Source organism: Candidatus Marifrigoribacter sp. Uisw_064, from assembly GCF_047730175.1.
GTDB lineage: Bacteria > Bacteroidota > Bacteroidia > Flavobacteriales > Flavobacteriaceae > Marifrigoribacter.
The window spans coordinates 1,801,132-1,824,596 of record NZ_CP159833.1 but is presented as its reverse complement, the minus strand read 5'-3'; the positions used below and the strand labels follow the sequence as shown (position 1 = coordinate 1,824,596).

21 protein-coding genes are annotated in these 23,465 nt (G+C 32.4%); 6 read left to right on the top strand and 15 right to left on the bottom strand.

All coding sequences use genetic code 11. The features are described from left to right. Window positions 1-69: 69 nt before the first annotated feature. From ABXT64_RS08275 to ABXT64_RS08265, 3 genes are all read right to left on the bottom strand, one after another. Window positions 70-1,023, bottom strand: a complete 954-nt coding sequence (locus ABXT64_RS08275; RefSeq protein WP_443632460.1) for a tetratricopeptide repeat protein — start codon at window positions 1,021-1,023, stop codon at window positions 70-72. 200 nt (window positions 1,024-1,223) lie between these two features. Further along, a complete protein-coding gene (locus ABXT64_RS08270) occupies window positions 1,224-1,616 on the bottom strand; it encodes a hypothetical protein (protein ID WP_443632459.1) in 393 nt (130 codons plus the stop codon). A 1-nt stretch (window position 1,617) separates the two neighbouring features. Next, on the bottom strand, window positions 1,618-2,187 hold the full coding sequence (locus tag ABXT64_RS08265; protein WP_443632458.1) for an RNA polymerase sigma factor: 570 nt from the start codon (window positions 2,185-2,187) through the stop codon (window positions 1,618-1,620). A gap of 140 nt (window positions 2,188-2,327) precedes the next feature. Here ABXT64_RS08265 and ABXT64_RS08260 point away from each other — a divergent pair, with 140 nt between their 5' ends. Then, complete coding sequence (locus tag ABXT64_RS08260) at window positions 2,328-2,678, top strand: DUF6249 domain-containing protein (protein ID WP_443632457.1); 351 nt, start codon at window positions 2,328-2,330, stop codon at window positions 2,676-2,678. Window positions 2,679-2,762: 84 nt separating this feature from the next. Here ABXT64_RS08260 and ABXT64_RS08255 read toward each other — a convergent pair whose 3' ends face one another. The 4 genes from ABXT64_RS08255 to ABXT64_RS08240 all read right to left on the bottom strand — a co-directional run bounded on the left by ABXT64_RS08255 (window position 2,763) and on the right by ABXT64_RS08240 (window position 9,419). After that, window positions 2,763-6,506 carry a GEVED domain-containing protein gene (locus tag ABXT64_RS08255; protein ID WP_443632456.1) on the bottom strand — a complete coding sequence of 1,248 codons (3,744 nt, stop codon included), beginning with the start codon at window positions 6,504-6,506 and terminating at the stop codon, window positions 2,763-2,765. A gap of 205 nt (window positions 6,507-6,711) precedes the next feature. Further along, complete coding sequence (locus ABXT64_RS08250; RefSeq protein ID WP_443632455.1) at window positions 6,712-8,310, bottom strand: hypothetical protein; 1,599 nt, start codon at window positions 8,308-8,310, stop codon at window positions 6,712-6,714. Then, window positions 8,282-8,890, bottom strand: a complete 609-nt coding sequence (locus tag ABXT64_RS08245; protein WP_443632454.1) for a hypothetical protein — start codon at window positions 8,888-8,890, stop codon at window positions 8,282-8,284. Before ABXT64_RS08245 ends, ABXT64_RS08250 begins: the two co-directional genes overlap by 29 nt. Next, window positions 8,874-9,419, bottom strand: coding sequence for an RNA polymerase sigma factor (locus tag ABXT64_RS08240; RefSeq protein WP_443632453.1), 546 nt, complete (start codon window positions 9,417-9,419; stop codon window positions 8,874-8,876). The genes ABXT64_RS08245 and ABXT64_RS08240 overlap by 17 nt, the downstream gene beginning before the upstream one ends. Before the next feature lie 109 nt (window positions 9,420-9,528). Here ABXT64_RS08240 and ABXT64_RS08235 point away from each other — a divergent pair, with 109 nt between their 5' ends. Continuing rightward, window positions 9,529-10,107, top strand: coding sequence for a DUF2911 domain-containing protein (locus ABXT64_RS08235; RefSeq protein ID WP_443632452.1), 579 nt, complete (start codon window positions 9,529-9,531; stop codon window positions 10,105-10,107). A 42-nt stretch (window positions 10,108-10,149) separates the two neighbouring features. Here the strand turns inward: ABXT64_RS08235 and ABXT64_RS08230 are convergent, their stop codons facing one another. Then, window positions 10,150-10,578, bottom strand: coding sequence for an organic hydroperoxide resistance protein (locus tag ABXT64_RS08230; protein ID WP_443632451.1), 429 nt, complete (start codon window positions 10,576-10,578; stop codon window positions 10,150-10,152). A gap of 159 nt (window positions 10,579-10,737) precedes the next feature. On the opposite strand from ABXT64_RS08230, the gene meaB reads away from it, so the two are divergent. Further along, window positions 10,738-11,817 (top strand): methylmalonyl Co-A mutase-associated GTPase MeaB, encoded by a 1,080-nt coding sequence (meaB, locus tag ABXT64_RS08225; protein ID WP_443632450.1) that lies wholly within the window; start codon window positions 10,738-10,740, stop codon window positions 11,815-11,817. Here meaB and ABXT64_RS08220 read toward each other — a convergent pair. Next, window positions 11,814-12,755 carry an NAD-dependent epimerase/dehydratase family protein gene (locus tag ABXT64_RS08220; protein WP_443632449.1) on the bottom strand — a complete coding sequence of 314 codons (942 nt, stop codon included), beginning with the start codon at window positions 12,753-12,755 and terminating at the stop codon, window positions 11,814-11,816. The genes meaB and ABXT64_RS08220 overlap by 4 nt on opposite strands. 98 nt (window positions 12,756-12,853) lie before the next feature. Here ABXT64_RS08220 and ABXT64_RS08215 point away from each other — a divergent pair, with 98 nt between their 5' ends. From ABXT64_RS08215 to ABXT64_RS08205, 3 genes are all read left to right on the top strand, one after another. Continuing rightward, the gene (locus ABXT64_RS08215; RefSeq protein ID WP_443632448.1) at window positions 12,854-13,564 is read left to right on the top strand and encodes a glycosyltransferase family 2 protein; all 711 of its coding nucleotides are present in this window, start codon (window positions 12,854-12,856) and stop codon (window positions 13,562-13,564) included. Continuing rightward, a complete protein-coding gene (locus tag ABXT64_RS08210) occupies window positions 13,561-14,199 on the top strand; it encodes a lipid-A-disaccharide synthase N-terminal domain-containing protein (RefSeq protein ID WP_443632447.1) in 639 nt (212 codons plus the stop codon). Before ABXT64_RS08215 ends, ABXT64_RS08210 begins: the two co-directional genes overlap by 4 nt. A 73-nt stretch (window positions 14,200-14,272) precedes the next feature. Beyond that, window positions 14,273-15,823: an ArnT family glycosyltransferase gene (locus ABXT64_RS08205; protein WP_443632446.1), complete on the top strand. Its 1,551-nt coding sequence runs from the start codon at window positions 14,273-14,275 to the stop codon at window positions 15,821-15,823. Here the strand turns inward: ABXT64_RS08205 and ABXT64_RS08200 are convergent. The 6 genes from ABXT64_RS08200 to ABXT64_RS08175 all read right to left on the bottom strand — a co-directional run bounded on the left by ABXT64_RS08200 (window position 15,800) and on the right by ABXT64_RS08175 (window position 23,380). Beyond that, window positions 15,800-16,366 carry a phosphatase PAP2 family protein gene (locus ABXT64_RS08200; protein WP_443632445.1) on the bottom strand — a complete coding sequence of 189 codons (567 nt, stop codon included), beginning with the start codon at window positions 16,364-16,366 and terminating at the stop codon, window positions 15,800-15,802. The genes ABXT64_RS08205 and ABXT64_RS08200 overlap by 24 nt on opposite strands. Next, on the bottom strand, window positions 16,359-16,589 hold the full coding sequence (locus tag ABXT64_RS08195) for a hypothetical protein (RefSeq protein ID WP_443632444.1): 231 nt from the start codon (window positions 16,587-16,589) through the stop codon (window positions 16,359-16,361). The genes ABXT64_RS08200 and ABXT64_RS08195 overlap by 8 nt, the downstream gene beginning before the upstream one ends. An 18-nt stretch (window positions 16,590-16,607) precedes the next feature. After that, window positions 16,608-17,987, bottom strand: a complete 1,380-nt coding sequence (locus tag ABXT64_RS08190; RefSeq protein ID WP_443632443.1) for an MATE family efflux transporter — start codon at window positions 17,985-17,987, stop codon at window positions 16,608-16,610. A 420-nt stretch (window positions 17,988-18,407) separates the two neighbouring features. Continuing rightward, complete coding sequence (locus ABXT64_RS08185) at window positions 18,408-18,842, bottom strand: hypothetical protein (protein WP_443632442.1); 435 nt, start codon at window positions 18,840-18,842, stop codon at window positions 18,408-18,410. 18 nt (window positions 18,843-18,860) lie between these two features. After that, a complete protein-coding gene (locus ABXT64_RS08180) occupies window positions 18,861-20,288 on the bottom strand; it encodes a RagB/SusD family nutrient uptake outer membrane protein (protein ID WP_443632441.1) in 1,428 nt (475 codons plus the stop codon). A 20-nt stretch (window positions 20,289-20,308) separates the two neighbouring features. Further along, window positions 20,309-23,380, bottom strand: coding sequence for a SusC/RagA family TonB-linked outer membrane protein (locus ABXT64_RS08175; RefSeq protein WP_443632440.1), 3,072 nt, complete (start codon window positions 23,378-23,380; stop codon window positions 20,309-20,311). Window positions 23,381-23,465 lie beyond the last annotated feature (85 nt).

Genomic DNA, 23,465 nt, shown 5'->3' with positions numbered 1-23,465 from the left:
CCCTTCGGCTAGGCTCAGGATAAACTCCAAGCCTGACCTTTTTTAAATAATAAAAAAGGAACGCCCAAATTACATTTCTAATACTTGTGATCTAAAATTGAGAGCAAAATCAAAATCTGAATTAAAAGCTAAGGCTTTATCAATCCAAATTAAAGCGCTTTTTTTATCGTTTTTATGCTTAAAAATTTGAGCCAAACGATAATATGCCCATTGTAAAGGAACTCCATCTTTCACTGTATAATTTTCTATATATGTTTTTAAACATTTCTCTCCTTTGTCTAGCTGCACATTATAATCGGCACTAACTTTTCCTATTTGATAATGAAGTGCATTTCGCTGAAATTTATCTCTCGCTTTTTCAATATTTTGAATTGCTTTTTGAGGCTGATTTTCATTTTTGTATAAATTGGTCAGTTTTTCAAAACAAGTTAATGAACCTCCAATCTCTATAGCTTTTATGTAGTTTTTTTTAGCTAGCTGGGGTTTATCATCATATTCAAAAATATATCCTTTTGCCAAATAACCGTCAACAGGTGAAATTACTTGAAGTTCTTCTGCAAATTGTAATGATTTTTTCTTGCTTCCGCCAACAATTCCTGGAAGTTGCATATACAATTCAACTAATGCCCAGCGAGCTTCTATATGATTTGGATCTAGATTTACAGCAGCATGAAATTCTTCTTTGATATCTCCAATTAATGTTAATGCCTTAAATTTATTTGCCGATAAGGCTTTCATTCCCAAAGATCCTCCATACTTATAATGAAAATTAGCATTGGCATTATCTTTCTGGACCAATAATTTATATTGAGTTATTGCATCGTCCCATTTTTCTTGATGACCATAAGCATCACCTAATAACTCAAGCGCTTCTATATCTTGCGGATTACTATTAATGTGGCTTTTTAAAATAGTTACAGCTTTTACATATTCTTTCTTCTGAAATAATTGCTCAACTTCATTACCAATTGATTGTCCAATTGTGATGCAGGGTACTAATAAAAATAAAAAAATATACTTCATTTATATAAAAACTTACTAATAATATAGAAATAACAAAGCTAAACTTTCTATTGGTATTGTTGAAGAAATTATTCTTAAAAAAAACACCAATGTAGGAGATTTCAGTAATAAAATTACTACTATACAGAGTATGTATGTGCCAGAGTTTAGTAGTCAAAGTGAAGGAATTCGAGTAAAAATTCAATAATATTTAGTAAATCTTAAATATACCTTTTGTTATGGTAATACTTAATAAAAGGTATTTGTAGTAGAAACAAGCTTAAAAAACCTATGCCATACATCATTGTTTTTGATACTTTAATTTCTGGTAGGTTAACATTGAAACTTAATTTATCTGTGAAAGAGAATTGATCTAAATATCCTGTTGAAGTTGTAGTAAATACATTTAGTAAAACGATGCAAATAACTAATGACGCCGCTATACCAAACCAAACCTTATTAGAAATAAGAGGTTGATAATTTTTTTGAACAGTTGATTGTGAAGCAACAGCTGTCATTACATTTGCTAGAAAATCAGCGGAAGGTATTGAAACCCCTGCTTCTTTTACTAACTTAAAAACGCTTTTTTCTACTTCTTTTGTCGTCTTTTCCATTTTAGTTATGCATTTTGAATACTTCAGAATGTTGAAGCAAAGTAAACATTTTTTTTCTACTCCTATATAATTTCACTTTGATATTATCTTCAGTTAATTGTGTAATTTTTGCTATTTCTTTTATTGACTGTTCTTCAAAATAAAACAAGGTTATAATAGCAGCCTCTTGTTCTGGTAATTTTAAAATACATTTCTGAATTAACTCTTTTTTTTCTTTATCCTCAATATATGTTAAAGCATTTTCAATAATTTCTATAGATCCTTCTGTAATTTCCTCATTTAATTCGGCTGCTTTATATTTTTTATTCTTTCTAATACTATCTAATGCTTTCCTATATGCGATACTATACAACCAAGATGAAAATTTAGATTCGCCTCTAAAGCTTGCAATAGATTGGTATGCTTTTATAAAAGTATCCTGTGCAATTTCTTCAGCTTCTTCTTTTACACGCACCATTCTTACTACAATAGTATATATATAACTTTGGTATCGTTCTACCAATACTTCAAAAGCCTGGGTATCGCCTTGCAGTATCTTATCGATATAATATTGGTCAGTGTGTTGTTGCATTTTAGTATAAGACGTAACTACTTACAAATTGGTTACAGCTATTATGATTTAAAAATAATGAATAAAAAATGTAACCTGAATTCAAAAGATTGCGTCTTAATAGAAATCAAACATAAATCAAAATCTAAAAACGAATTATTATGGGAACAGAAGTTATTATAATACCAATTTTTTTCGGAGTAATCTTCGGAATATTTTATTTATTCATTTCAGCAAGAAACAAAGAAAGATTAGCATTAATTGAAAAAGGAGCAGATGCATCTATTTTTTATGGGAAAGACCGAAAAGTAACACCCATGTGGAAGGTCATTGTTATCAACCTTGCTTTATTACTTATGGGCATTGGATTAGGTATTTTTATTGCTGCAATTTTAAGTCAGGCACTTAATATCGATGAAGAAGTAGCATATCCAGGAACGATATTCTTAATGGCGGGAATTGGATTGTTTTCTGGGTTTTATTTTACCAAAAGATTAAATAATGACGCCTAAACGTTCAACCAATTAATTATAAAAGCCCATTTATGAATCATCATAAATGGGCTTTTTAAGTTTATAAAAAGAACCGCTATAAAATTAATTATTTACAATTATTTTTTTAACATAGTTCTGTTGATCACTGTTTAATAAGAAGTAATACACTCCTGTTGCTAATCCTGAAAGGTTAAATGTAAATTCTGAAGCTTCAGATACATTAATATCTCTAATAAAAATTATTGCTCCTAATTGGTTCACCACTTTTACTTCAAAATCATTTACAAAGGTTGAATTTAACTCTAAATTCAATTGTCCTTTATTAGGGTTTGGATACAATAAAAAGTTAATTCCATTTTCAAGGTCAATTACTCCAAGAGTTTCTTCTACTTCAATAGTTTGCATTGCAAAATTTTCGCAACCATTAGCATCTACATAAGTATATGTAATTATATGTATCCCTACTCCTGCGACAGCAGGATCAAAGAAACCACCAGAAACACCAGGACCAGAGTATTCTCCTCCAACTGGAATCCCTCCAGTTAACTCAAAAGCTGGTGTGGTATCTGTAACATTTGCATATGGAGCTAACGTAACTGTTGGTAAAGGATTAACTTCAATATTTTGGGTTGCAAAATTTTCGCACCCTTCAGCATCTGAATACGCATACGTTATAGTATGTATTCCAACACCTGCATCTGCAGGGTCAAAGAAACCTCCTGAAACACCTACGCCAGAATAATCTCCTCCTACTGGTTCTCCTCCTGTTAACTCGAACTCAGGTTCATCTATACAAACTTCGTCGAATCCAGGTAATGTAACGTTAGGTAATTCATTTATTTCTACATCAAGTATATTAGAAGTTGCTCCAGAACCACAGTCATTATTTGCTGTTACACTAATTGTTGCTGTTCCTGCAAATGCAGCTTCCCAGTTCACACTTCCAGTAGTTCCAGTTCCTGAAATAGTTCCCGCAGCTATTGGATCCAAGGTCCATGTATATGAAGTAGCTCCTGCAACATCATCTGTAGTATACGAATTAGTTGGTGCGTCTTGACACAATTGAACGTCTCCATCTGGAGTATTCGCTTGCGCTGGAACATCAACTACATCAACAATAACAAAACTCGAAATATTATCAACACCGTCATCTACTACTACTGTATAGGTAGTATTTACCACAGGTGATACTATTGGGTCTGATAAATTAGAAGTGAAACCTACAGGAACTGAGGTCCATGAATAGGTATACGTTCCTGTTCCTCCGGTTGGATTCGCATGAAGTGTCGTTGTTGAACCTGCACATAGTTCAGAATCATCTACAGTTGCTGTCGTATTTAAAATATTACCTTCTACTACGTGTAAAGTAACTGGCACTAAAACTAATGGATCTAAAGTAGCATTAGAGTTTACTGTTATTTCAGCAGTATAGTCTCCAATTGCTAAACCAGTAGAATCGAAAGTAACATTAATATTTTCAGAATCTCCTGGAGCTATTATTCCATCTATCGTGTCAACCTGTAACCACGAATTTACATTAAGGCTATAGTCTTCTACCTCTCCCCAGGTAGTTGTTCCGCAGGAACTTCCACAATCTGAATCATTATATTTTATTCTAATTCGCATTCTTGTAGTACCACCTAAAGCATCAGAAGGAATCGTAACATTATAAGTTCCATTAGCACCATCATCTACAGTACAAACCACTTGCTCTCCTGGATCGTCAAAATCTTCATCTTGATTTGCATCAATCCAAATTCCTAAATCATCAGCAGCAAAAATTTGGCCGTTGGCAATTGTAATTGGGTATGTATTTCCTGCTTCTACATCAGCGGATAAAGTAGTATAATCACCATAAAACGTTTGCGGACTCGAGTTATCTATACTACCAAATTCTACACGACTAATGTATTCATCGCCACCACCTCCACTAGCATCACAATATGCTAAAAGATCTGTGAAACCAGAAGTTATTAACGTTTCAATATCATAAATTAAATCAAGTTCTCCAGTATTTGTAATCGTCAATACTTTTACAGACATTTCATCTGTTAATAGTGTTTCCTCTAAAAAATCAGGAGTTACTGTAATATTAGGACTTCCCCATTGAATTTCTCCATTTACACCTGAAGATTCTCCATCACCATACAAAGCAGTAACAGTATACTGGTATAATCCAAAAGCTGGAAGCGTATCATCAAAGGTTGTATTCGTAGTTGTACCAACCTCGGTACCATCCCGATACACTATAAAGTTTAAAAATCCTGGTGATGTGTCATAGTTCCAATCTAAATTAGTTTCTCCAGTAACATTATTCGTCAAAGTGACTACTAAATCGGCAGGTCCAGGTCTTGAATTGGTTTCAAAAGGAGAAACCCAAGCCTGAATGTATCCATTTCTATTATCTGGCCATACAGGATATACAATCCCATCTCTAGCTGAAATTCCTAAATAATCTCCCATATATCCTCCTGCTAAACCAGAAATTGGCAGTGGAGTAAAGGCAACATCACTCACTCTAAAATCTTCCCAGGTATCTCCACCATCGTAAGAATTCGATACCCATGCTTCAACTTGCGTTGAGCTCACATCTCTATCATCATAGAAAATAACACTTAACACTCCTGAAACAGGATCTGCTGTTATCCAAGGAAAATAAGATTCATTACCATCACCTCCTGGTCCTTGGTTTACTTTAATTGGTGTTCCAAAACTTGAACCACCATCTGTAGATTTTGCCATGTAGATACTACGATTCGTTCCAGTATTTGTTCCTGGAACACCAACATTGGTCCAAACTATATATATGTTTCCATCGTTTGCTCCACCACTAATATCGACAGCCATTGAAGGGAATGAATTAACACGTTGGTTTTTTGAAGTTTCAGAGTTACGTATTCCTCTAATGTCTGTTATCACTCTCACAGGTGCACCATAGGTAGCTCCTCCATCTGTAGACTTTATAAGGCCAATAGCAGTTTCATCTGAAGGCCAGCTATCATAAATAGCCCAAGACGCATACACTTCTCCATTGGGCCCTGTTTGTATATTTACTCCTTGATCATGACTTCCGCCACCAATAGGGGCACTTAAGTTTATTGGTGAGCTATATGACAATCCATTGTCTACAGAACGAACAATAAAAATATCATTTCCCGTATTGAAATCGGTCCAAGCATCATATATATTTCCTTCATGTGGACTGCTAGGACTATTATCTATCCATAAATGATTTTTATCTAAAATTGTACCCCCAGTTGGAGATCCCGCTAAAACACTTGTCCAGGTAACACCTTCATCATCAGAATAGGCAACTCCTTGTCCAGAATTACTATGAATAAAACCGTTAAAATACCTGTTATTAAGGCCAATTATAGCAGCTGGATCGCCACTATTAGCACCTCCAGTTCCTAGAACACTTCCTCCCCATGATAATGCAGCATCATCACTTAAGAAAAAACTTGTACCATGAAAAACGCCACCAATAGAACTTCCGTTCCAACCTGATGAGTTATTTGAATTAAAAACTTTTGAATTATCATTCGGGTTTACAAAAATAGAAGTTTCACTTTGTGTATTATCACCACCAGCGCTTACCGGAACATCTGGGGAATCCATCATCACACTCCTAGAATTAATCATAGAGCTTTTTCTTACCGCTCTGGGAGGTGTTACTTCAGCTTGGACGGGTACTAATCCATCCTTTGCTAATTTTTTCCAATAGCCCATATTATCGACTCTTGTGTCGATTAACGGAACTTCTTTTTCTTTAGTTTCTTGAGCAAATGTCGATAATGAAGTTAAAAACATAGCAAAAGCAATCAATAGTAATAGTTTCTTTTTCATAATTTTTAGTTTATTTTAAAAAATCATATAAATATAAGAAAAATAAAACTGTTTTAAATTTTCACAATTAGTTGGTATCATAAAAAACGTAAAAAAAATAAATCTTTAGATTTATTTTTAAGAAAAATTAGAATAAGGAAGAGAAGATGACATAAAATAATTAATGTCATTTATTGAATTGTATATCGTATTATAAGGAAGAAAACTATTTAATAATCACATTACTATAGGTTGCATGAATTGTAAATGACTTATCTGAATTAGGAACATTATTATAGCCCTTTTCTAAAATACGATCACCATTTACTGTTTTATTCAACTCTAATGAAGAAGTTGTTTTTAAGTTAGATTTTTTTCCATTGTAATGGAACGTAAATGCAGTTGAAGGTATTTTAATAGTAGCATCTGTATTTTCTAATACAATATCTATCGCTTCAAAATCATTGGAAACCTTATTAATAAGTAAGGTGCCAAACGAACCTGATAAAAACCCATTTTCCTCTAATACATTAATATTCACATTACTTGTATTTGCATGTAGATTGATGTTTTTTACATTATTCAATTTACAATCCTCTACAAATTTTAATTGTAAATCTCCATTGATCCAGTTATTTACAGAAACAGGAGCATAAGAAGCATTGATGAGGGATTTACCCCCATCAATACTATTAGCTATTAAAGACGCATAATTTAGCGTAGCTTTTATATTGTAAGCATCTGCCATTTTTAGTTCACCATAACGTACATTGACTTCCGTTTTTGTGCCTTTAGGCATACGAATTATAATTTTCTTTTTTATTTTACTATGATTAGAATTCTTATAAATAATAGTGTTTCCATCATCTTCTTCATTAAAATTATTTTCTAAATCTTCAACCCATTCTTCAGCGTTTTTTTCAAATTGCTCAGCCCATTTCTCAATATCTTCCCCATAAGACTCTTCCCACTTAACCATTTTTTCTTCAAATTCTTTTCCGAAATTCTCACCCCATTCCTCCATGTTTTTTCCAAACTCTTCTCCCCACTTTTCCATTTTTTCTTCAAACTCAGGTCCAAAATTCATTTCAATTTCTTTTCCAAAATTTTCTCCCCATTTTTCCATTACCCCTTCAAAATCAGAAGACCAATCATCAACTTCTTCTAACCATTGATCCACTTTTCTTACTGAAACATTGGTATTGTATTTCTTGTTTAATTTAGCGACATATCCTTTTTTATCTTTTTCATAATCATCGGTATCAAAAGAAAAATGAAACCCTTTATTAAATTTATTATGTTTCCCAGAAATTACATTAGGTTGCTTATCACTAAAAGGCCAGTTTGGAAAATCTCTAAATTCTGGAATATCTGAAATCGAAATATTAAAATTTAAATCTCCAAGTCCTTCAAGAATATTTAATCCTTTTAAACCCTCTAGTCCTTCTAGATTAATTTCTAAGTTTTCAAGTCCTTTTAAACCTTCTAAACTTGGTATTGATTCAACTCCACTCCAAAGGCTTCCTTTATTTGATGTGACAACAATTTTCTTACTATTTCCAATTACATCTAAATTCCAGTTTTCAAAAATCTTTCTCTTTTCTTCTTTCGTAAGGTCTTCACCTTCGACAAATGCTTCTACTTCTACTTTATTTTTATTCCAGGTTTCAAAAACCACATCGGTATGTGAGGCATTTACAGAAATAACTACGTCATCTCCTACCTTAAAGCTTTCTTTATAATTTTCTTGTGCAACCACCAATGTGGTTGTCAATAGCATTACAATAGCTAATACTCTATGATTGAATACTCTTAAATTGTTCATTTTCTTGATTTTTAAGTTCTTTTAATTTGTTTTTAAGTTTGAACAGCAATTCCAAACGTAATTTCAAATTATCTATAAGCGCATTGATGGTTTCTTCTGTGGGCCCTACTTTATTAAGTTCAATTGTTAATCTTGCATATTCTTCATCTAATTCATTAAATCGCAATAAATATCCTTCTACCAATTCCTTGTTTTCTTCATCATCTGATTGTGATAATGAAGTTAATTGAACATTAATACCTTTTGTATAAAACTCCTCCATCTTTTTAAGATTTGGAGAGATATCACCTAATGATATTTGATTTAAATATTCTTCTTTATTGATAGGTGTTTCAGCAATTTCAACTTCGGGTTCTTCTAAAATACTTACATACCCAAAATAACCCACACTACATATTAGTGTTATCATGGCAGCAATTTTCAACCAATAAAAAGTGTTTCCTTTTGTCTTTTTATCAATTGTTTGATTTTCTGAAAAAGCTGTATTTAATTTATCTTCAAATCTAGCTTCGTGTCCTTTTGATAAAGGAGTCGCTTTACTTTCATCATTTTTCAATAAATCTCTAATGTCCTGTGCCATATCGCAAGTGTTTTAATGTTTCTTTTAAAAGGGATTTCCCTCGATGTAAATTTGTTCTTGATGCATTTTCAGAAATAGAAAGCACGCTTGCTATCTCTTGATGATCATACCCTTCTACTAAAAATAGTTGAACTACCCGTTTATAATTATCTGGTAATTCGTCAATAGCAGATTTAATTTCAGCTACTGTTGTTTCGTCAGATACATTCCAATTATTATCATCTTCTACTACTTCTAAAACAGATTCATCTATTGGATCTATTTCTAATTTCTTTGATTTAATTGTATCTAAACATGTATTAATTACTATTCTTTTTAACCAAGCCCCAAAGGTGACGTCCCCTTTGAACTGATCAATTTTTTGAAACGCTTTAATAAATGCTTCTTGCATCGCATCTTCTGCTGCATGCATGTCTTTTAAATACCGTTGTGCAACGATGTGCATTCCTTCACAATACTGCTTATATAAAGCCATTTGTGCTTTCCTGTCATTATTTTTACATTGTTCAACTAGTAATGAAATCGACAAAATGATGGTTTTTTGGTTTGCTGTTCGGTTAAAGGACGATACAATTTATGAAATGTTGCAAAATCAGAACATTTTATTTCTGTATCTTTAAAAAATAAATAATTATATTATGTCAAAGTTAACTAAATGGTTTCTACGAATTTTAGGAGGCATAATAGGTATTATGCTTCTATTTAATTTTGTGATTGGTCCTATTATAAAAAGTCAGACCAAAAAACATAGTCCAGAACAACATATTACACATACTCAAAACGTATTAGAAGTAGCAGCTTTTTATTGCAGCCCTTCTAAAAAAGATAGAAAAATATTTGGCGAATTAGTGTCTTATAATGAAGTATGGAGAACAGGAGCAAATGAAGCTAGTACTTTTACTACTAATAGAGATTTAACAATTAATGGTCAATTATTAAAGACAGGCACATATACACTTTGGACCATTCCAAATGAAAAAACATGGCAGGTAATTTTTAATTCTGAAATGTATGGTTGGGGCGTAAAGTTTACAGATCAATCTCCTTCTCGAGATCCTAAATATGATATTTTAGTTACTGAAGCTAATGTTTCTAAAAGTTTAACAATAACAGAAAATTTTACTATAAGTTTTGCAGAAGTGTCTTATGAAGCATTAATAATGACAATTGCTTGGGATGATGTCGCCGTTCCATTAAAAATGATAGTAACCTATTAATTAAAAAAGGGTTGAAACTTTTCAACCCTTTTTTAATATAATTTATTCATCCAGTAATAAATTTAAATTTACTGTTATATTATCCCTTGTTGCTTTAGAGAAAGGACAAATTTCATGAGCAGCATTAATTAACTTTTCACCTACTTTCAAATCAACTTTAGGTAAATAACAATCTAAATCAGCATTTAAATATGCCCCATCTTCCTCATTTTTATTAAATCCAATAGTAGCGGTTACTGTAAAATCATCTCCAAGGTCTACTCTCATTTTTTTTGCAATAACTTGTAATGCACCTCCAAAACAAGCAGCGTAGGCTCCGCCAAATAATTGTTCAGGATTTGATCCATCTCCTCCTGCTCCTCCCATTGCTTCAGGAACAGATAAATGATGATCTAAAACCCCATCATTAGATTTAATATGTCCTGCTCTTCCTCCTTCTGCAGTTACAACTGCTTCATATAAAGTACTCATCTGTTTATAATTTTAAATTAGTACCCCAAGATACAGCCTTAAATTATAAATATGAAACATCCATAATAATAATTATACAAAATTAAATTACACCCTAACATCCTTTTTATTTATCTTCTGAAAAAAATAAAACTCATAAAAAAGTTATAAATTCACATCATGGCAAGCGATAAAAAAAACACGAAAGCATTAAAAGAAAGAGAAGGTATTCCGAAGCCTAATTCTATTAGTGAACTTATTGCCAATCGCCTTAAGAAAAATAGAAAAAAAACACCTTCTTCTTCAGCATTAGTACAAGGAATTCTAGCTGGAAATTTAACTGCATTAAGTAGAGCAATTACTTTAATAGAAAGCAAAGCTGAAAAACACCAAGAAAAAGCAAAAAAAATCATTGAAGCTTGCTTACCTCATTCCAACAAATCTGTTAGAATTGGAATCACTGGAGTACCAGGGGTAGGTAAAAGTACGTTCATAGAACAATTTGGTAAGTTGTTTGCGAAAAATAAAAAGGTGGCTGTCTTGGCAGTAGATCCTAGTAGTTCTATTAGTAAAGGAAGTATTTTAGGTGACAAAACCAGAATGGAAGAATTGGTCAATGAACCCAATGCATACATCCGCCCTTCTGCCTCTGGAGACTCATTAGGAGGTGTCGCTAGAAAAACCAGAGAAACCATTATTTTATGTGAAGCAGCAGGATATGAATACATTATTATCGAAACAGTTGGCGTAGGACAAAGTGAAACTGCGGTACACTCAATGACCGATTTCTTTTTACTTTTGAAATTAGCGGGAGCAGGTGATGAATTGCAAGGAATTAAACGCGGTATAATAGAAATGGCAGATACCATTGTTATAAATAAAGCGGATGGTGAAAATATAAAAGCTGCAAAACTTGCTAAAGTTGAATTTAATAGAGCCTTACACTTGTACCCTCCAAAAGAAAGTAATTGGTCGCCAAAAACTTTAGTGTGTAGTGCTATTAAAAATGAAGGGATTTCAGAAATTCTTGATGTAATTAATCAATATGTCTCTTTAACCAAGGAGAATGGATATTTTCAGACGCAAAGAAAAGAACAAAATAAGTTTTGGTTATTACAAACGATTGAAGAAAATTTGAAATCAGATTTTTACAAACATCCAGAAGTTAAGTTAGCACTTGAAAAACAATTAAATCTGATGGACATAAACAAAACTACCCCTTTTGAAGCTGCAGCTGCTTTGTTGAAATTGAACAACTAGGTAAAACTCTCTATAAACCATGCTACTTGAGCCTCCAAACCCTCTTTTAATGAAGTTTTCGGATTGTAGTTTAATAGTTTTCTAGCTTTATCAATATTTGCTTGGGTTCGAGATTGATCCCCTGCCCGACTAGGTTTTATTTCCATTTCGATTTTGACTCCCAAAATAGACTCAACAGTTGCGATTCCTTCTGCTGTAGTGCTTTCAATTTCAGTTCCTAAATTAAATATTTCGCCATTAGCAACCTCTTCATTACCTATAATACTGACAACACCATCCACTATATCTTGAACATACGTGAAGCTTCGCAGGTGCTTTCCACTTCCTTCATATAAAGGAAAATCCTTTCCATTTAAACCACAATCGATTAATCTAGTATATAATTTATCTGGACGTTCTCTCGGTCCATACACAGAATATAAACGTAATGAAGTACTTTGCAATAGGTTTCTTCGCGAGTAAGCCAACACTAATTGCTCGGCTGCCAATTTGGTAACTCCATACCAAGAAGCTGGTAAAGGTGCATCATCTTCATTTAATGTGGCTACTAAACCGTAGATTGAAGAGGTTGCAATATTAACAAAGAATGGTTTTTTTGTTCTCTTTTCAATTAGATCTAGTAAACGCTGAGTCCCTAATACATTGTTTGAAAAATAATCCTCAAAAGTAGAATCTGAAGAAATCCCGGGTTGTGCTGAAAAATGAAAAATAAAATCTATATCGGAAGGAATAAAATCTTCTAAATGACCTGTTCGTATATCTACTTTTAAAACAGGAATATTCTTTTCTGAAAGTGTTTTAGCGTTTAATTTTTTTAAAGAAACATCGTAATAGGAAGAAAAATTATCGATTCCAATAACTTCATGTCCTAATTCATGGAGCCTCTCTGCTGTATGAGACCCTATAAAACCTGCTGCTCCTGTAACAATAACTTTCATTTAAACTTTATTTTAATAACAAAAATAACATCTTTTTTACAGTTCTATTATAATCTTGAAAAAAGAAATACTTTTGTACACAAACTATTATTTAGAAAATGTACGAATTCACCATTATTGTTCCTGTTTATAATGAAGAAGAAAATATAGAACGCGTTGAAAAAGAATTATTAGCTTATACTAAAATAGCGAGTAAAAAAACAGCTATTCTTTTTGTTAATGATGGTTCTAAAGATAAAAGCCAAGAGCTTATTGAAGCTATTTGCAACCGAAACGAATCTTTTAAATATCTTAATTTCAAAGAAAATCGAGGATTAAGTGCTGCTATTAAAGCAGGATTTGACCATATTGAAAGCCCTTTAACTGGTTATATTGATGCTGATTTACAAACAGCTCCCGAAGATTTTAATTTGTTATTAGCGCATATTGGAGAATTTGATTTAGTTACTGGAGTCCGCTCTAACCGAAAAGATTCTTTTGTTAAAAACATGTCTTCCAAAATAGCCAACGGAATACGTAGAGCATTTACTCATGATGGAATGGATGACACAGGTTGCCCGCTTAAGGTAATTAAAACAGAATACGCAAAAAAAATACCTATGTTTAAAGGGTTACATCGTTTTTTGCCTGCTATGATATTACTTCAAAAAGGAAAAGTATTACAAGTGACTGTACAACACTTTCCGCGAATAGCCGGTACAGCAAAATTTGGCCTTTGGAATCGATTGTTAGGGCCACTTATGGATTGCTTTGCCTATTTATGGATGAAGAAAAAATACATTAATTACGAAATTAAAGGCAAAGGATGAGCGATTGGATGATTTATAGCATCGGTTTTATTGCTCAAATTCTTTTCTCTGGAAGATTATTTATTCAATGGTTCCTTTCAGAAAAAAACAAACGCATCGTCACCCCTTCCTTATTTTGGAAACTAAGTTTATTAGCTTCTTTTTTATTATTTATTTATGGATATTTAAGAGATGATTTTGCCATCATGTTAGGGCAATCATTAACGTATTTCATTTACATCCGTAATTTACAATTGCAAGGAGAATGGAAAAAATCACCTCCATGGTTTCGTATATTTTTACTCACATTCCCTGTACTAATAGTCGTGTATGCTTATAATAATGGAGAATATGATTTATATCAATTGTTTAATAATAAAGACATTCCGTTTTGGCTTTTATTATTAGGAATATTTTCTCAACTACTATTTACGTTCCGATTTGTTTACCAATGGATTTATTCCGAAAAAAAGAAATCATCTCATCTTCCTGTAGGCTTTTGGATGTTAAGTGTTTTAGGTGCCTCTTTAATTTTAACCTATGCAATATTCAGAAAAGATCCTGTTTTATTTATTGGACATTGTGCAGGTTTAATTATATATATTCGTAATATCTTTATTTGGAGAAAACAAGATGATAGCCTCGATAAAAAATAATCATATAGTTATATTACTTCTTTGTTTAGTTGGCATTTTTTTTGTCAATCTAGATGCCATTTTTGTAAATATTATGGAGGCACGTAATTTTATTACTGCAAGAGAAATGTTGCAAGATGGTCATTGGATTTTAACTACTTTAAATGGAGAACCTCGATATCAAAAACCACCTTTACCAACTTGGCTAACTGCTTTTTCGGCAGCTTTATTTGGACTTAAAAATTTAATTGCTTTACGATTACCAGCTGCTTTAGTAACGGTGTTGCTTATTTTAACTTCGTATAAACTTTCATTTAAATTAACGGGTAATAAAATATACTCTTTACTAAGTTCGCTTATTTTAGCTACTTCGTTTTATATTGTTTTTGCTGGTAGAAATGGTCAGTGGGATATTTTCACACATGGATTTATGATCGTGTCTATCTACCAATTATTTTTATTCTTTAAGAATGATGAAAAACTTTATATACGAGCATTCATAGCTTCGGTTTTCTTCGGAATGTCCTTTATGAGCAAAGGACCTGTTTCATTGTATGCTTTATGGCTTCCTTTTTTAATTTCCTTCGGAATCGTTTACAAATACAAGAACTTTAAGAAGCGGATTTTACCTTTAGCACTGTTTTTAGTTATTAGTTTATTGCTTTCTAGTTGGTGGCATTGGTACACGTATACCTATGATCCTGAAGCTGTTTTAGCAATCACAAAAAAAGAAACTTCTAACTGGACAGGATATAATGTACGTCCGTTTTATTATTATTGGAGTTTCTTTACACAAAGTGGTGTTTGGACGCTACCTGCTTTTATTGGCCTTTTGTATCCCTATTTAAAAAATAAGGTTTCAAACAAAAAAGCATACGCGTTCACTTTAATTTGGACGCTTGCTTCCGTTGTTTTACTGTCTATAATTCCTGAAAAAAAATCACGTTATTTACTTCCAGTACTTATTCCTTTAGCATTAAATACTGGGTTTTATATTGAATATCTTTTTAATCATTTTTCTGAATTAAAGAATAAAAAAGAAACCTTTCCCGTCTATTTTAATTTTGGTTTGATTGCAAGCATTGGAATACTATTCCCTTTTGGAGGATATTTATTTTTGAAAGATACTGCAGACGTGAATTGGATTTGGTTTGCATTACTTTCTTTTTCTTTATGTAATATAGGTATTTATATTTTTCGGAATCTATTCAGAAAAAAAATACAACCTGTTTTTTATTTAACGGTTGCATTCATAATTTCGATCATGTGTTTTGGGATGCCTTTAGCAAAAAATTTATCTGTAAATCCAGATTATAAAAGTTTATCTCAACTAAATGATTGGCAAGCTAAATTACAAGTAGAGGTATTCGAGTTTAATAGTTTTACTCCCGAAATGATATGGGAATATGGAAAGCCTATTAAAGTGCTTAAGAATAATGGAAAAAGAGAACTGCCTTCAGAACAAAAATTTGGTGTACTTGTTACTGAAGAGCAACAAGAAAATTTCAAAAAAGCGTATGAAAATTATTCCGTAGAAAAAATTACTCGCTACGATATGAATCCAAAAGAACCTGGCAGCAAATCGCATCGCCCTCGTTTATGGCGTGATTTATACTTAGTATCATTTAACAAACCTTCTTTGTAATATCCCTTGAAGTCTATAAAAAACCCAACCAAATAGTCCGCCAAAAATCATTCCTACCAAAACATCTAAGGGATAATGAACTCCTACATATATTCGGCTATAGCCTACAAAAAATGCCCATAACAATAATAAAAACGGTGCATAGTAATATTTAGGTTTTAAGAGAAACCCCATAAAAACAGCTGTTGCCATTGAACTTATGGCGTGTCCTGAGAAAAATCCATATCGCCCACAACGTTCCACTACAAATCGCATAATCCCTTGTAAACTTTCTTCTTGGCAAGGGCGTGGTCTTTGGAAATAATGCTTGCAAAAATAAGAGAATTGATCGGTCGCTGTAATCATTAAAACAGCACATAATAACACAAATAACGTTCCTTTACCACCGTAGTTTTTAAAAACCAAGTACAATAAAATTGCATACAAGGGGATAAAGGTAAATTTATTGGTGATAATCTGCCATAGTAAATCCCAAGGTTCACTTCCTAAATTATTTAGGAATAAAAATAGTTCAGTATCATATGATAGTAGTTCTTCAATCATCTCCGTATCGTGCTACTTCTCTATCATAAAAAGCTGAAGCTTCTTTAATTAAGTTTTCAGTTTCGTCTTCAATTTCCTTTTGGTCATGTTGATCGAATTCTTCAAACCACTCTACCTCATCATCTTGTAGATTAATGATAAATCGAGGAAATTCAGTATGTATTACAAATATTGCTTCTGGATGGTCTGTATTATCACCTAGAATAAACTTTGGAAGCTCCATGGTTCGTTAATTTTAATTTTATGGTTTCAAATGTACAATCATTTTTTTTGAAAGATAATTAAATCGAATAAAAAGCATGATCCCAGATGCTGTTAAGCCTGCTAGTAAACCAATCCAAATGCCTGCACTTTTATAATCGGTATACATACTTAAATAATAACTTATAGGAAATCCAATCAACCAATACGCTATAAAGGTCATAAAGGTTGGAATTTTCACATCTTGCATTCCTCTTAATGCTCCTAAGGCAACAACTTGAATGGTATCAGAAATTTGAAAAACTGCCGCTATTAATAATAGTTTAGAAGCGATAATCCAAACTTCATAATTATCTGCAAAATTTGCTGGGTCGTCATAATCTAAATAAATTTTTGGCAGACTGTTATGGAAGATGAAAAATAATGCTGCAAATACTATGGCAAAAAAAGTAGAGAGCATAAAGATTGAGAAAGCTATTCTCCGTAATTCTCTAAAACGATTTAATCCTTTTTGATTTCCTACTCTGATCATAGCTGTTACACTAAAGCCCATTGCCACCATAAAGGTCATAGAAGATAGGTTTAAGGCTATTTGATTAGCAGCTTGCGGATTTTTACCTAAAATTCCTGAAAGCCATATGGCTGCTGTAAAAATAGCTACTTCAAAAAACATTTGCATCGCTGAAGGAAATCCTAAACCAATGATTTTTTTCATCATACTTTTTGACAAAGTAAAAATCTTAATATTTAGCACATATGCTCTAGATTTATGATGTTGAGATAATAAATACCAAAGATAAATGACCATAATGACTCTTGAGGCTAAGGTTCCAACAGCAGCGCCAACGATACCTAATTCTGGGAAACCAAACTTTCCGAAGATAAATAAATAGTTAAGGATTACATTTACCACATTGGCTAAAAGTGTAGCATACATAGGATACCTTGTCATTGACATCCCATCACTAAACTGACTAAAAGCTTGAAAAATTACTAAAGGAATTAATGAGGCAGCAACTAAATTTAGATAGGGAATCGCTAATTTTACAACCTCTTCTGGCTGCTTCATAACATGCAATAAAGGTTCTGCAATAAAAACCGACACAAATAGGGCAATCCCTAAAATTGTGCATAAAAACAAACCATGTTTAAATGAAGATTTTCCTTTTTCAAAATTACCTTCTCCGTCAGCTTCAGCAATTAAAGGAGTGAGGGCTGTAGAAAATCCAATTCCTAAGGACATTGCAATAAACATGAAACTATTTCCCAAGGAAACCGCAGCTAGTTCAGCTGTTCCTAATTGACCTACCATGATATTATCAATAAATGAAACTAAAGTATGCCCTAACATCCCTAAAATAACAGGTGTGGAAAGGGTAATGTTATATTTAAACTCTTTAGTGTATTGTGATAAGGTCACGAATATATATTTATAGCTTGCTAAGGTAAAAAACACATCTATTTAAAAAATAGTAAAAAGAGGTTTATTTTAAAATTGGGCGCTCAATAATCGTAGAAAGATGTTTTTATTTAAATTAGTTAACCCCAATCTAACCAACCTAATTTTTATGAAAAATCAAAAAAATGAAAGGGGTTAACTAAATAAAAAACAACTATGATTATTTAATACTGTAAATGAAACTATAATTTGAAAGTTTTCAGTTAATACCCATAAACATTACCTAAGCCGAAGAATGGTTACTATTTATTTACGGCGATAAAAAGATTGTTTAGTAACTCTTAAAGTAACTTTAAGGTAACATGTACCGTTGAATACTATCAATAAAAAAAAGGCTGCTCTACAAGTAGAACAGCCTTTTTAAAACGTTAATCAATTTTATTAATTTAAGCTTCTCACTTTAATATTAATTTGACTATTTGAAATTGCTAGATCATTAGACTCAAAACCTAAAAATACATCTCCAAAATCATCTGTTAAAGAAACATCAACAGCGGTAAATATAAAAGTACCACTTTGTTGGTTCGCTGGTAAAGTCACTGAAGAATTAAACGTATAATTTTCAGCAGCTATATTTGTCCCTTCTGCAACAACAATCACTTGAAAAGACCTTTCTGTTGAAGCTATATCTGAAGATAGGAATTCTATTTCGATATCTACAGTTTCTTCTCCTAATGGAACTTGAGCAATTCCTAATAAATCTGCAAAACCTACAATAGATTCTGTGTCAGCATTATAATCGTCATACTCCTCAGAACATGAATAAGTAGTAAAAACAACTACCATTAGTACTAATATTTTCGCTATGTTTTTCATATTTATCATTTTATTATATTAATACCCTGGGTTTTGTTGTAGGCTAGGGTTCACTATTAAAGACGATTGATCAATTGGAAGCTGCATTCTGAAATTATCTGCTGCTAAATTTAATATAATAGAAGGTGTTCCACTTCCATCAGCTAAATCTCCTTCATTTCCTCTATTAACACTTAAACCCCATCTTTTAATATCAAAAATTCTTTGATATTCAAATCCAAACTCTAATCTTCGTTCATTACGAATTGCGTCTCTTAATGCCGTTCCAGATTCATTATCAGGAGCATTAATATAACGTTCACTTCTTAAACTATTAAGCGTTTGCCTTGCAGGACCTTCACTACCGAGCATGAATTGTGCTTCTGCTTTATTTAAAACAGCTTCTGCTGCTCTTAATATCTTTATGTCAACAATACCATTAGTTTGTGTACCTCTACCTAATAATTTTTTAACACCGTTATACGCTAAGCCAGAATCATCTGTAGCATCGACTATATAGGCTGCTCTACGGATATCATTACCATCATTACCACCATATAATGCATTAAACTCAAATGTTGCTGCATATTCTGGAATTAGATTGGCAACACTTCCTTGACTCCATTGAACCCCAATGTTACTGTCTATTACACCTGTTTCATTTGGCACCCAAAATACTAACCCTTCTTGACTTGAATCTTCCCATACTCCAACAACATCATCTCTAGAAGCAATATTAGTTGAAACATTATTAGCAGCATTAATTGCATCTTGCCATCTACCCATGTATAAGTAAGCTCTAGAAAGAAGTATTGCTACTCCTTCTTTGTTTAATCTTGCTTCTGGGTTTGTAGCATTTATTAATGAATAAGCTTCTTCAAGATCTACTATTATATGTTGATATACATCAGCTACAGATTCTCTTGGCAGAAGATCTGAGGGAGTAGAATTAGATTTATACACTATTCCTAAACTTCCATTCGCATCTGAAGATTGAGTAGGAATTTTTGCAAATGTTCTTACTAAATCGAAATGAGCAAAAGCTCTTAAAGCTAATGCTTCGCCTTTAATATTATCTTTAGACTCCCCTTCAAATCCATCAATAAATTCTAATACTTGATTTGCATTAAAAATTACAGTATAGGCATCCTGATAAAGCCCTCTATATCCTGAGGCAGCATTATAAGTCCACTCATGTAAATTACGTAAGGTAGAACGACCTCTTTGTGTAGTTATCACATTATCTGATAATACATCTGGTACTGCTAAGAAATTACCTCCATAATAAGAACCTCCTAATAGGGCAACATAAACTCCTCGTATTCCATTTTCAAAATCTGAAGCTGTTATAAAGGCATTTTCAGTTGCAAATGAATCAGAAGGTAATTGCTCTAAGTTACTATCACAAGAAATCATCATGCTTGCAATAAAAACTAATAAAATTGATTTTTTATATATATATTTCATTGTTATCTATTTTTATATGATTAGAAACTTATATCTACACCAAACGTGTACGATTTCGTTGTTGGATAGCTATAAAGCGTCGCTTCTCCAGGCGCAATAGCATTACCTTGGCTAATGGTTTCACCAGATGATATACCTACTTCAGGGTCGCCAAAGAAACTAGATCCAAAGGTTAATAAATTTTGTCCTTGTGCATAAATTCTAATAGAATTTATAGGTGTTTTTTCTAAAAACAATTTAGGAACATTATATGATAGTGTAATATTTCTTAAACGTACAAAATCACCTTTCTGTAAAAACCTATCTGATGACTGTTGTGCTTCAATACCGTAAATAGGGCTTGGTAACACACCCGTATCTCCAGGTTGTTTCCAATAATTAAAAGCTCCTACCGCTTGGTTATCAGCAATACTTAATCCATCACTTAGTAAATTACTTTGCACAAAGTTGTTGATCCAGTTTCCAGATTTATAAACGAAGTCTGTTCTTAAACCAAAACCTTTATAAGAAATAGTAGAGAAGAAACCACCTTCAAATTTTGCGATTGGAGATTTATCTAATAATACTCTGTTTTCTCCTTCTGGTAATTCATCTAAAAACATTGAATTTCCATCTGCATCTAAATAAAGAGGTCTTCCTGTTTCTGGGTCAACTCCATCGTAACGCAATAAAAAGAATGCATTAATTGCTTCTCCTTCTCTAAAAATTAAATTAAAAGCATCTCCAGGTTCAATATCATCACCTATTCCATCGCCATCATTATCTGGAAGCTCTAAAATTTTATTTTCTAAAAACGAAATATTACCACCTACAGTCCATTTAAGATCTGGAGTTCTAATTATATCTGCATTCAATTCAAATTCCCATCCTTTATTTTCAATTTTACCTAAATTACTATTAATTGCAAATCCTGGTATTCCAGATTCGTCAGCAGCAGGAACTTGAAATAATAAATCTGTAGTTTCTTTTCTATAATAATCTACTACCGCTGTAACTCTATTATTAAACAAGCCTAATTCAAGTCCTACATCAACAATAGCTGTTGATTCCCATTTCAAATTTTCATTTGGAGAATTAACATTACTAGTTGTTGAACCTCCTGGATAAGGATTACCAAAACCAACGGTTCCTTGTGGTCCATATGGCCCTAAACTTCCCCTGTTACCAACAGTTCCATAAGAAGCTCTAAACTTCATTGTATTAATCCAATCTACATTAAAGAATTCTTCTTTTGCAACGTTCCAACCAACACTTCCACTATAGAAAGTACCAAATTGATGATCTGCACCAAAGTTAGAAGAACCATCAGTACGAATTGAACCTCCAATAATATAGCGTTGTTTATAATCATAATTTGCAAAAGCACCATAAGACACTAATGTAATTCTATTACGACCTGTAGAAGCAGAAACTACTTCTGCTGCATTAATTTGAGTTGTTAATTCTGAAGAAGCAAAACCTCTACCTCTAAGTGTGTAGGAATTAAACTCATTAAAATTGTATTCATATAAAGCACTAACATTTAAAGAGTGTACATCGTTACTATATGAATAATTAAGTGTATTGCTCATAGTATAATCCACTTCTTGAAAACCATTATCACTCTTAATTCCTGGGAAGTTAGGATCTCCAACAAAGAAATCTAATCTATTACCTGGCTCTACATAATACTCTCTTCTATAGTTTTCATGGTTTAATGAGAATTGTGTTCTAAAATTCCAATTATCATTAAATTTCACTTTAGCATACGTATTAATGAACGTAATATTTTGAATCTCTATTTCAGGTGTAGTAGCTATTGCTTCAGTCACTAAAAATCCTGTATGGTTAAAGTTCCATAAGGGATCACCATTATCATCTAATTCAGTATTACCATTTTCATCTAAAATAAATTCAGGCTCATATGGGTTATAATCATAATATGCTCTAAATGGGTTTTGAACGTTGTTTCTATCTCTAGGCTCATCACTTAAAGCTCTTGAATAGGCAACACTTGCCCCCATATCTAACCAACTTTTTACTTCGAAATTAGTGTTTAGACGTGCATTAATTCTTTCAAATCCAGAAACATCTTGGATAATACCCGTATTTCTATCATGTCCAACTGAAAAATAATAATCTGATTTTTCTTCACCTCCACTAATAGAGAAAGAATTTGATTGGATAGTACCTTCTTTTAAGATTCGGTCTTCCCAATCTATAGAGTTGTTGATAAGAAATTGTCTTTCTTCTAAAGTACTTATAACTCCAGGTGAATTTCCAGAACCAGCTCCTAATAAAAATAATTCTCTTTCATATTGAAGTTTTTGAGTGGTATTCATCATCGTATAATTATCTTTAATTTTAGATGTCACACCATACCTAGAGCTTAATTTTATAACAGCATCTTTGTTTTTCGTACCTTTTTTGGTAGTAATCACAACTACACCATTAGCCCCTCTCGATCCATATTGCGAGGTGGTTGCTGCATCTTTTAGAATACTAATGCTTTCTATTTCATTATTAGAAATCGCATTAAGGTCTTCTTCATCAATTGGAGCTCCATCTATAATATATAAAGGTGAGGAAGCACCAGCAGTTAATGAGGTAGTACCACGAACTCTCACAAAGGCAGTAGCACCAGGCTTACCATTTGCTGCTGTAACTTGTACACCAGCTGCTTTCCCTTGTAACATATTATCTACACTCGTTGTAGATACTAGTTGTGATATTTCTTCTGAAGTCACTAAAGAAACAGCAGATACTAATACATCTTTACCCCTGTTACCATATCCAGTAATAACAACTTCTTCTAATACCGCTGCATCTTCTTGCATGACAATATTAATGTTATTATTAGCACCAACAACCGCTTCATCTGTTTTAAAACCTACATAACTGAAAACAATGGTTTGCCCATTATTTGCTTGTAATGTGTAGTTTCCATCAAAATCTGATTGAGTTCCGTTAGAAGTTCCTTTAATAATTACATTTACTCCAGGGAGAGGTAATCCAGAGGCATCTGAAATATTTCCCGAGACAGTTTTCTCTTGTGCTAATACCGCTGTTATGCTAAAAAACATGAGTATTAACCACGTGTAGTTACTTTTCATAAATAGGTTTTTAATTAATTATTCATTTTATCAATCAATACTAACAACCTGAAAAACTTGAAGAAATTAAAATTTATTGATATTA